The following is a 7,407-nucleotide window of genomic DNA, read 5'->3' as shown; positions in this document are numbered from 1 at the left end:
TTATCGTCTGCTTTTGCTCAGAAATATCAGTCAAATGCTGCGGCGTTTTGTCATCCGAATGAGTCGTAACCTTGTATTTGCCTGTAAAAGTAATGGGAGTATCTCGGGTAATCGCAAGATGGGCCGGCCGTTCAAAACGGATCGTATTCAGATCGTGGTCCTGATCTGGTGAAGACCAACGATTACCCTCTAACGTTGTGCCGTTCACAGAAAGAAAATATTTTTGATAAGGCAACATGGCGAATTTCTTTTCGCTTCTGATCGTGACACGGATTTGTGTCGGTGTGACAATCATTTGTTCCAGCATGAAATTCGGATTACCGTTCTCCAAGGGGGTATTCAGCACACTTTTAATCGTCCCGCTCTCCATTTTCTTCTTGCTTAGCTGCAGGTCAAAGTTTAGGGGTTCATGTATACTTTTCTCCGTTTGTGCATATTGCAGTTTAAAAGTAGTCTGCCCTTCTGGTATATCCCCTTTAGTAAAATACTGCTGGGCTGTGTATTCTCCGTTCTCACCGGGTGTACCAAATGTCCCCCCAGATTGGGGGTTCACAGGCTTCCCATCTTTGTAGGCAATAATTTGCGGATTGTCCCATTCTTTTGGTATGGAGGAATCGAAGGTAATTGCTGATGACAGCATCAGCTTGTCCTTACCTTGTTCGAATACCTGTACCTTCATATCTTGTAGACCGTTACGATCTAGCCTGAAAGTCTGTTTCTGAGGCGATGTGATATCGAGCGGCAAATCCAATTCCTGAACGCTGGTAAGCTCAATATGATCCACGGTCAGCCGCACGTTTTCTGTTTCTTGCTGCGGTGTCCAATCGCTTTCAAAGTAGCCGTTATAGCGTTGGTTTTTCTCATCCCATTGTTGGAAGCTATATTCCCCTTCACTACTTTTTCCCGCAGCATTTTTAAGCGATACCCCTTTGACATTCCAAAACTCGTTGTCTGCGCGTTTTCCAACCTCCAGGCTGTACAGAATTACAGTCCGGTTCTCATCGACAATAGCGGTATGCAACGTCAGCTTTATTCCGTCTTTGGTTACAGACTGTTCTAATGGCTGTCCCAGGTCTTGAGCTAATGCTGTCTCAATTCCACTTCTTCCGTGAAGCAGATTGCCCCAATTATAATGAATGGCGGCATAGACGGGAACGGCAACGAGAAGTGCGCTCAGGGAGGCAGCGATGGCTATTTTGCGCCAATTTCTATGTTGGTGTGGAGTGAATGAATCGGAAGCATCGGTTAGCGTAGGGGCAGTATATCCTACCTGTTCCATCCGGTTCCACATCTCATCGAAGTCAGGATAGGCTATTTCCGAATCTTCATTTAGCTTACGCTTCAATACCTTTTCTACGTTGTTCATAGTTCTCTCCTTCCAGCTTGGGAATCTGTGCACCAGCCTCCCGCAGTATTTGCTCCATTAACTTTAGTCCTTTGTGTGTCCTGGATTTGACGGTTCCCAGCGGGATTTCCAGCAGTTTCGATATTTCCGCTAGCGTGAAATCATGCATATAGCGAAGTGTCAGCACAGCACGGATTTTGGCCGGAAGGCGGTTCATGTAAATGGCCCATTCCTCAGCCGACTCGCGTTCCTCCACCTGCCTGTCCACAGGCTTGCCTTCTGTTCCAGTAAAGAGATGGGGGTTAGCTGCTACCTTCAAATGCATGCTTTTTTGGCGTTTAATATGGTTCAGACAATGATTGACCGTAACTTTCATGATCCAGGCTTTTAGTTGCTCGATGTGCTCGCGATTGCTCCGAAACAGAGTAATAAACACTTCCTGCGTTAAATCCTCTGCATCCGAGGCGTTATGGACCATGTAATAGCAGGTTCGGTATACATCCCGTTGATACAGATCAAACAACTCTCGATTACTTTGCAATGATGGCTCTCCTTTCTCGTGCAGTTTACCTATATAACAACTGGAGTCCTCAAAAGGTTCATTTGGTTGTGAAAAATAGATCGTCCGCTTCGAATGTGTCCACTTTTTATCCAATGTACCACACAAAAAAAGAAGCCTGTAAATCTCAAAACTGCAGATTTACAGGCTTCTTATATGTTTCATTGCTAGCCCCTACGGGATGAGCACTCCTTCGGGGCAAAAACACGCTAACGGATAGCTTGCGGGCATAATCCCGCTTAATCAGCTAGCCGTACAATCGTTCTACCCTGTGAGCGGGCTGCCAGGATGTCTTCGAGCGCGCTTGGCAGGTCAGCCAAGCCAATTTCGCGCTCAACGAGCTGCTCCAGCTGCTCCGGCTTCCAGTCACTGCTGAGCTGCTTCCAGATCGCTACGCGGGTGTCATAGGGGCAAAAGACAGAGTCTATGCCTAGCAGATTTACACCGCGCAAAATAAACGGCAGCACCGTCGTAGGCAGCTTGGTGCCTGCTGTCAGGCCGCTCACGGCAACAGAGCCGTTGTAGGCGATCTGGCTAAGCAGCGAAGCGAGCGGCTTTCCGCCTACAGGGTCTACAGCCGCTTGCCAAAGCTGCTTGCCTAGCGGTCGGATGCTCTCGGCACCGTCGTAGACCTCCTCACGCGAAATAACCTCGGCTGCTCCGAGCGTCTTGAGGTAATCATGCGATTCGGCTTTGCCACTGCTGGCTACGACATGGTAGCCCCTCTTGTGCAGCAAGGCAATGGCTGCACCGCCTACGCCACCCGTTGCTCCGGTGACGAGTACCTTGCCCTTCTCCGGTGCAACGCCGTTTTGCTCTAGCCGATATAACGACAGGGCTGCGGTAAATCCGGCTGTCCCGAAAATCATCGCCTCTCTCAGCGTGAGTCCGTCTGGAAGCGGAACTACCCAGTCCGCAGGCACACGCGCGTATTGGCTGAATCCTCCGAATTGAGACACACCCAGCCCGTAGCCTGTAACGAGTACCGCTTGTCCCTCGCTAAAGCGGCTATCCTCCGAGGAGACGACAGTTCCCGAGCAATCTATGCCGGGTACGAATGGATAGGCTTTGACAATATTGCCATCCTTGCGGGCGGCAAGCCCGTCTTTATAGTTGATACTGGAATAAGCGACACGAATCAATACCTCTCCAGCAGGTAAACTGCCAGTTTCCAAAGAACGAACCTCTGCTTGAACTTCACCGTCCTGCGTCTGATCGACGACAAGGGCATGAAATGACTGAGTCATCTGTAAAAGCCTCCTTTATTACCGTTTAAGCTTATGAATGGTCTATATATTCCATCTCTAATATACAAATTATGCTTATGCAGCATACAACAATCTGCACAGCCTGTCAGCGGCAATGCTCACAAGCTCTTAATCTATTATACCCTTTAGCTTAGAATTACGTCGAAAATACCGGATTATGGATATATTCTTGCAACAATCTATTTCAATAAAGTTCGATAATCAATTATAAAGAGAGTGATAAATGAATTCTTACGCATTTTTCAAATCATTTTACGTAAACGGGATGTATTTTCAGAATGACTGTGCTAACATACCCTTTGATCGTTAAATATTCTATGAAGAAAGGTGAATGAATGACAACCAGAGCACTAAAAAATGGTTCGGTATTGTCCGAAGCCAAGGAACTGAATTTGTTCCGTTTGACATGGCCTATTTTCCTTGAATTGTTCCTGTTTATGCTAATGGGAAGCGTCGATACATTCATGCTCAGCTCTGTATCTGATAATGCAGTGTCGGGTGTGGGCGCATCCAATCAAATTATTTCAATCGCTATCCTTGTACTGGAGGTTATCGGCAACGGCGCTGCTATCGTCGTAGCTCAATATATCGGTTCTAAGAAACTAGTCGAAGCGGCCCAGGTGACGGGTACGGCCATTACTCTGAATTTAATGGTAGGTCTTTTGCTAAGCGTCATTTTTCTTGTGTTTGGTACTCATATGTTGCAATGGCTGAATGTCCAGGGTGATATTCTGACTTACGCGGAATCCTATATGAGTATCGTCGGGGGGGCCATTTTCCTTCAGGCATTGATTAACTCGCTGGCGGCGACCATTCGTACGCACGGTTTTACCAAAGAAACGATGTATGTATCGGTTTTTATGAACGTGATCCACGTGGTCGGCAACTATGTTTTGATTTTGGGACATTGGGGAATGCCTGCACTCGGTGTAGAGGGTGCTGCTATTTCTACAGTAGGTAGCCGCTTTATTTGTCTCTTGATCTTCTTCTGGCTGATGTACCGGGTAACTGAGGTCCGTGTCGAGTGGAAATATTACGTCCATTTATCCAAAAAATTTATCTCAAAAATATTGCGTATTGGTGTACCATCCGCGCTGGAGTCCATCATGTATCAGTCGTGTCAGCTCATATTCACACTGTACGTGACCTATCTGGGCGCAGAAGCAATGGCGACACGTCAATATGCCAATAATATTTCGAGCTATATTTATTTGTTCAGTATGGCAGTTGGTATGGGAACAGCTATCGTAGTGGGAAGACTCGTGGGAGCCAGAGAGAAGGATACGGCTTATAAACGTGTATTGAGCAGTGTGAAATGGGCGCTGCTCGTGACTGTGATCATTGATGCGATAGTTATCTTTTTCCGTGTACCCCTGCTCGGTTTGTTTACGGAAAACCCTGAGATTATTCGTTTGGGTGCACAGGTTATTTTACTTAGCATTCTGCTGGAAACTGGCCGGACGACGAATATCGTCATTATTAACTCGTTGCGTGCTGCTGGAGATGCCAAGTTCCCGGTCTTTATGGGTCTGATCTCCATGGTCTGCATGAGCTTGCCGCTGGGTTATCTGCTGGTATTCAAGCTGGATATGGGACTGGCTGGTGTGTGGCTGGCGATTGCTGCTGATGAATGGACTCGTGCTGTCATCATGTATGCCCGCTGGAGAAGCCGGTTATGGGAGAAGCATTCGCTGGTCGAGCACGATACACCAGATCAGCCTGCAACGCCTGTTCCGGCGCACTAATCCAAGTAATAATTCGGGTTAGCTAGAATCTAGCTTTTCGATAGAGTTGTATACGTGGAGGTAGTTCAAGAGAACATCTTGAGCTGCCTCTTTTTGCTGCATAGAGAGGAAATAGCAGAGAACCAGGAACTGTTATGAAAAAAACGCGCAGTGGCGCCACAGGTAAGTTTTAAGCTCAGAATATATCATAATGGCATTCATAAATAGAAGTATGGTAAATTTACTAAAAGAAAGATATACTTTTGTTGCACTAACGCAGTACATGAAAGACAAGGAGTGTACCGATGAAGAAGCCGACGATTGAAGATGTTGCCCAGAAGGCGGGAGTGTCTAAAAGCACTGTCTCGCAATTTCTGAACAAACGATATAAATATATGAGCGACCAAACCAAAGACCGGATCGCCGAGGTTATTCAAGAGCTGAACTATCAGCCTAACGGACTAGCCCGCAGCCTGAAGCAAAACCGGACGTTTATGGTGGGAGTCATTGTAGCCAACATTGATTATACGCTGTCGATTCAGTCTATCCGTGCGATTGAGGAGGAATTGCAGCGCTTTGGCATTCAGGTGATCATTTGCAACGCCGATGAAAACCCTGACAAGGAAAGTCAGTATATTGAGATGCTCAAGGCCCGTCAAGTGGACGGCCTAATCATCTTCCCAACAGGAAAGCATGCAGACATTTACAACCAGCTCATTCGTGAAAAATATCCATTGGTGTTTTTGGACCGCTTGGTGGACGGTGTCAATACACGTAGCCTGCTGTTGGATAACGAAATGGCGATTAAGCTGGCGATTCAGGAACTTGTGGCTCACAAGCATGAACGAATTGCGTTGATTACCTTGCCTCTTGGCTTGAATCGGATTACTCCACGAGTGGAGCGGCTCAGCGGATATAAGAAGGCGCTGGAGGAGCATGGCTTGCCATTTCGTGAAGAATATATGCACAGCGTGCCGAGAGAAGAAATCCAGCAGACGCTGAAGGAGCTGTTCCAACTGCCGGAGCCGCCGACTGCACTGTTGGCCGGGAATGATATCGTGTTGGCTGAGGTGTTGAAGTATGTGAATGCTCGCCGTATACGCATTCCGGCAGAGCTGTCCATTATCGGGATTGACGATGCGGAGTTTGCTCATATTTACAATCCGCCAATTACGACCATTACACAACCGATTGCGGATATGGGGAAACAGGCGGCAAAAACGTTGTTGTCCAGCATTGAGGAAGGCGGCGAGTCGGTTCCGATTATTTACCGATTTGTGCCGGATATCAATCGAGGAGAATCTGTCAAAACGCTGTAGATGAGCACCATGCCACATATTATAAAAATAGCCCGTATTCCTTTGTGTGACCTGAGTATGCGCATGCTGCTCAGGTCACACAAATGTGAATACGGGCTATTGGAAGTTAAGGCTGACTTGGATGCGTCCTTGTTGAGCTTGCGCTCGTAGCGGTGAAGGTTATGCGGGGAATGAGCCCAGACTAATTCGTGCTGGCGCTGAGCAAAAAAGATTCCAATTCGGCTCGTGTCGGATAGCCGTCCATGTCTCCAGCCGACATGACAGCCAGCGCACCAAGTGCATTACCACGCTTGACCGCTTCAGCCAGGGGTAATCCTTCCAGCAGCGCGCTGATCACACCTGCGGCAAAGCCGTCACCTGCGCCGACAGTATCCACGACATGATCTACGCGGAAACGCTTGACATATCCCTCTGCATCTGCGGATTTGTAATAGGCGCCTTCGGTTCCCAGCTTGATGATCACCAGCGAGGTGCCGCGATCGAGGTAGAACGAAGCGATGTCTTCAGGCGAAGTATAGCCTGTTAGTATTTTACCCTCATGGATGCCTGGCAACAGCCAATCGCAACCCTCGGATGCTTCGTTAATCGCCTCCACCATCGTTTGTGTGTCAGGCCATAACTTGGGTCTGAGGTTAGGATCGAAGGATACGGTTTTGCCTGCCTTTTTCATAAACTGCTTCGCATGTCGAGCGAAGTCGCGGCATTCAGGGGAAAGTGCGACAGAAATACCTGTAAAGTGTAGGTGGCGAGCCCCGGCAAAATAAGCTTCGTTAAAATCAGCAATGCTTAGTGTGGAAGCGGCGGAATGCCTGCGAAAATATTCGACCTCAGGGTCGCCGCTGGTAACTTTGGATTTAATCAGCATCCCGGTAGAGTGGTCTTTGGTAAACATGACATTTTGGGTGTCAATCTTCTCCTGACGCAGTGCATCGGCAATGAACTTGCCGAACGTATCCTCGCCAAGCTTGGTCACGAGTCCAGCTCGTAGCCCCAAACGCGACAAACCGGCCGAAACATTCGTCTCCGCCCCGGCCAGCGCTTTGGTAAATGAACGCACCTCATCCAGAGAGCCTGCTTCATTGGCGTAAAACATAGCCATGGGTTCTCCAAAGGTAACAGCATCCAATGTTGCGGTCATTTGAATTCCTCCTTATGTTTAGTAAACTAAATCTATAAGCGTATGCACCGCTTG

General features: G+C 47.9%; 6 protein-coding genes. 2 read left to right on the top strand and 4 right to left on the bottom strand.

The window, feature by feature from the left end; all coding sequences use genetic code 11:
* The 3 genes from C400_RS0125110 to C400_RS0125100 all read right to left on the bottom strand — a co-directional run.
* The coding region (locus C400_RS0125110; RefSeq protein WP_017428651.1) for a DUF4179 domain-containing protein at positions 1-1,366 on the bottom strand (1,366 nt) is incomplete at its 3' end.
* Entirely contained in the window at positions 1,335-1,886 is a 552-nt protein-coding gene (locus tag C400_RS0125105) for an RNA polymerase sigma factor (RefSeq protein ID WP_017428650.1), read from the bottom strand. The genes C400_RS0125105 and C400_RS0125110, both read right to left, overlap by 32 nt.
* 257 nt (positions 1,887-2,143) lie before the next feature.
* A complete protein-coding gene (locus C400_RS0125100; protein WP_017428649.1) occupies positions 2,144-3,151 on the bottom strand; it encodes an acrylyl-CoA reductase family protein in 1,008 nt (335 codons plus the stop codon).
* Between the two features lie 356 nt (positions 3,152-3,507).
* On the opposite strand from C400_RS0125100, the gene C400_RS0125095 reads away from it, so the two are divergent.
* Together C400_RS0125095 and C400_RS0125090 are read left to right on the top strand one after the other, a co-directional pair.
* Complete coding sequence (locus tag C400_RS0125095; RefSeq protein WP_016822716.1) at positions 3,508-4,917, top strand: MATE family efflux transporter; 1,410 nt, start codon at positions 3,508-3,510, stop codon at positions 4,915-4,917.
* A 284-nt stretch (positions 4,918-5,201) separates the two neighbouring features.
* Entirely contained in the window at positions 5,202-6,215 is a 1,014-nt protein-coding gene (locus C400_RS0125090; RefSeq protein ID WP_016822717.1) for a LacI family DNA-binding transcriptional regulator, read from the top strand.
* Between the two features lie 181 nt (positions 6,216-6,396).
* Here the strand turns inward: C400_RS0125090 and C400_RS0125085 are convergent, their stop codons facing one another.
* A complete protein-coding gene (locus C400_RS0125085) occupies positions 6,397-7,353 on the bottom strand; it encodes a sugar kinase (RefSeq protein WP_013373616.1) in 957 nt (318 codons plus the stop codon).
* Between the last annotated feature and the right edge of the window lie 54 nt (positions 7,354-7,407).

This window comes from Paenibacillus sp. ICGEB2008 (assembly GCF_000307675.1).
In the GTDB taxonomy this organism is placed as follows: domain Bacteria; phylum Bacillota; class Bacilli; order Paenibacillales; family Paenibacillaceae; genus Paenibacillus; species Paenibacillus polymyxa.
The sequence above is the reverse complement of the archived record's forward strand: the minus strand, read 5'-3'. Positions and strand labels throughout refer to the sequence as shown.

Coding starts and splice junctions, on each gene's coding strand:
- C400_RS0125100 (WP_017428649.1), bottom strand. CDS start 3,151: ATGACTCAGTCATTTCATGCCCTTGTCGTCGATCAGACGCAGGACGGT.
- C400_RS0125085 (WP_013373616.1), bottom strand. CDS start 7,353: ATGACCGCAACATTGGATGCTGTTACCTTTGGAGAACCCATGGCTATG.
- C400_RS0125090 (WP_016822717.1), top strand. CDS start 5,202: ATGAAGAAGCCGACGATTGAAGATGTTGCCCAGAAGGCGGGAGTGTCT.
- C400_RS0125095 (WP_016822716.1), top strand. CDS start 3,508: ATGACAACCAGAGCACTAAAAAATGGTTCGGTATTGTCCGAAGCCAAG.